Annotated in this window: 4 protein-coding genes; all 4 read left to right on the top strand. The window is 34.6% G+C overall.

Annotated features, from left to right (window positions below; translation table 11 throughout):
- Positions 1-143 precede the first annotated feature (143 nt).
- From D8M03_RS17365 to D8M03_RS17350, 4 genes are read left to right on the top strand one after another with little or no spacing between them, the layout of a single operon-like run.
- On the top strand, positions 144-602 hold the full coding sequence (locus tag D8M03_RS17365) for a hypothetical protein (RefSeq protein WP_121216031.1): 459 nt from the start codon (positions 144-146) through the stop codon (positions 600-602).
- Positions 603-619: 17 nt separating this feature from the next.
- The gene (locus D8M03_RS17360) at positions 620-925 is read left to right on the top strand and encodes a hypothetical protein (protein ID WP_121216030.1); all 306 of its coding nucleotides are present in this window, start codon (positions 620-622) and stop codon (positions 923-925) included.
- 1 nt (position 926) lies between these two features.
- Positions 927-2207, top strand: a complete 1281-nt coding sequence (locus tag D8M03_RS17355; RefSeq protein ID WP_121216029.1) for a glutathionylspermidine synthase family protein — start codon at positions 927-929, stop codon at positions 2205-2207.
- Between the two features lie 2 nt (positions 2208-2209).
- The gene (locus tag D8M03_RS17350; RefSeq protein ID WP_121216028.1) at positions 2210-2623 is read left to right on the top strand and encodes a DUF350 domain-containing protein; all 414 of its coding nucleotides are present in this window, start codon (positions 2210-2212) and stop codon (positions 2621-2623) included.
- Positions 2624-2850: the final 227 nt, after the last annotated feature.

The raw sequence follows: 2850 nt of genomic DNA, 5'->3' as shown, positions 1-2850 counted from the left end.
AGTTTTGTGTGTGGTAACCTCAACTAACACCAAAATCCAGGGGGTGGCAAGTTTTTTTGCGTAAAAGACTATAAAACCAACGATTATTAGCGATTTATATATATAAGTTTTGACAATACGATAAATAAAAAGGGGAGAACGGTATGGAGTTTGAGAATGCCATTTTAGAGTATCGCTTAAAAAAGGGAAGTAATGAATTTGAGCCAATTTATTATTATCCTGATATCGATTTAGGAGAAATATTAGCTCGTAGGGAATGTGAGTTTTTTGTTAAAAATGGAACGACATATAAACAACTATCATCGGGAATAGAAAACCAGCTTTTTGTTATTTATGTTGAAATCTATGAAGAAGAGCCGCCATTAGAGAAAATAGAAATGACAAAAAGCACGGTTTCGTTAGAAATTCGGGAATTAAATGCTCGAAAAAACTATCCCTTGATTACGATGAAGCACTATAATAATCATTTTGATATTTTAAGTGTGATAGGAAGTGTATATACATATTACGACGAAAAAGAGTGGGAACGGGATTCTGCTGAAATTGATGAAGACCGAAAAACTTATATTCTGTATGTTAGTTCAACAGGTTATGAGTGTTGATTGTGGAGGTGAAATAGATGTTAAATAATACAAAGAAAATGATGATAGGTGTCCTTTCCGTTTCGTTAGTTACGTTAACCGCTTGTGGGGAAAATGGAACTCCTGAACCAACAGGCTATGATTGTGACGATTGGGATTGGGATAAAGAAACAGGTACATATTACTGTGATGATGATAATTCATCCTATGCACGAAGTTATTACCATGGCGGAGCTTTTTATAAATCAAAGAATGAACTAAAAAATAGTTCAAGTTATCAATCCTATTATTCTAATTATAAATCTGGTATAGGTAGTGGAACAAAAGGTGGATTTGGAGGATAAGATGGAGGCTTTTAAAAAGAAGAGGCAACAGTTTTATCAGCAAATAGATGAATTTTGGCATGATTTATATGACACAGAATATGCCCTCTTTGATGTACATTATATCTCCCAGAAAACATTAGAGAATATTCGTCTTGCAACAGAAAGAATTGGGTCAATCTATAAAAAAACTGCGAAAATTTTACGACAAGTGCCGGATGAAACATTGCTTCAGCTAGGGTTTCCTAAAGAAACATTGGAGTTTATTCGATACTGTCCAATTCAAATAGATAGTGTGATCGCTCGAATGGATTTAATTGTGAATCATGAGGAAATTAAATTACTAGAATACAACAGTGATACACCCACGTTTATTAAAGAATCATTTAATGTAAATGGCAAAGTGTGTGAAGCTTTCGGTGTAGAGGATCCAAATAGGGGTTATGAAGCTAAACTGGTGCAGGCTATTCAAAGAGCGATAAATCTATCCCTTCATTCTCTCAATATAAAAAGCAGACCAAATATTGTCTTTTCTTCCCATGGCGATCATGAGGAAGACCGCTATACAACATTGTATTTGCAACGATTATTTGGGCGAGAGAGTCAATATTTGAGTTTAAATGAGTTGAGGTTAATGGATACCCCTGTAATGCAAGAGGGGGAAATGTTAATAGAACCGGGCTTGTATGACAGGGAAGGTAGAAAAATCGATTTATTGTACCGACAAACTTATCCGATTGAACATTTAATAGATGATAGGGATCCTATTAGCAATGAAAATGTTGGTCGAATACTATTAAAGTTTGTACAAGACAATCAATTAGCCATCCTAAATCCACCTTCCGCCTTTTTATGTCAATCGAAGGCTGTAATGGCAGTTATTTGGGGTCTATATGAGGCGAAACATCCATTTTTGAATAGCGAAGAATTGGAATGGATTAAATCATATTTTTTACCAACCTATTTAGATGATGATTTCTTTATTAGTCAAGGTATTCCTTATGTTCGAAAACCTGTCTTTGGAAGAGAAGGAGATACTGTTGAAATTTTTAATGGTTCTGGGGAGAAAATTGATACACCAAAAAATCAGACTTATCAAGACGTTTTACAGGTTTATCAGCAATTCATTGAGTTACCGACAACACAGATACATACAGAACAAGGGAAGAAATCTGCCCATTATATGTTTGGTAGTTTTTATATTAATGGTGAAGCAAGTGCCATTGGTATACGCGCGGGAGCACAGATTACCGATAATGAATCGTATTTTTTACCGGTCGGGTTAGTGAAAGGGGACGAATAGTCATGGACATTATATCAATAGATAGTTTTTTACATTTTTTAGCTTACGTAGGAACAGGATTGTTACTGCTTGTTATTGGATTAATCGCTTTTGCTTTTACAACAAAGTTTTCAGAATGGGAACTTATTAAACAAGGAAATGTTGCTGTTGCCTACAAATTATGGGGAAAAGTAATTGGGCTAGGAATCACAATTTATACTGTTTGGGGCAATAGTATTAGTTTACTAGATGCATTTATTTGGGGCGTAGTTGGGATTGTTGCTCAAATTGTCGTGTATTTAATTATTGAATATATTTTAACTCCAAAAACAAACTTGGCAAAGAAAGTTGAAGAAGGCAATCAAGCAGTTGGATTTAGTTTATTTGCAGTGGGTATCGCTGTAGGACTAATTGTGGCAGGCAGCTTAACATATTAAGATAGAATGGGGCTTCCGGTATCGGAGCCCTATTTTTTATTTTTTTAAATAAAAGTAAAGAAGGCCGTCCTTTAATTCAGGTTTAACTCTAAACCCAAGTTTTTTCGGTTCTATATTAATTGTTGGGGTTTGCCTACAATTTATGAAAAACAAAATGCACAACATCACCTATTTTTCTATACTTGAGTTGACTAGAAACAAGCAGAAAAAGGTGAGTTGTGCATTAT

It is taken from the genome of Ureibacillus endophyticus (genome assembly GCF_003628435.1).
Lineage (GTDB): Bacteria > Bacillota > Bacilli > Bacillales_A > Planococcaceae > Ureibacillus > Ureibacillus endophyticus.
Note: the sequence above shows the minus strand (reverse complement) of the source record. Positions and strands in the feature narration are given on the sequence as shown.

Coding starts and splice junctions, on each gene's coding strand:
- D8M03_RS17365 (WP_121216031.1), top strand. CDS start 144: ATGGAGTTTGAGAATGCCATTTTAGAGTATCGCTTAAAAAAGGGAAGT.
- D8M03_RS17360 (WP_121216030.1), top strand. CDS start 620: ATGTTAAATAATACAAAGAAAATGATGATAGGTGTCCTTTCCGTTTCG.
- D8M03_RS17355 (WP_121216029.1), top strand. CDS start 927: ATGGAGGCTTTTAAAAAGAAGAGGCAACAGTTTTATCAGCAAATAGAT.
- D8M03_RS17350 (WP_121216028.1), top strand. CDS start 2,210: ATGGACATTATATCAATAGATAGTTTTTTACATTTTTTAGCTTACGTA.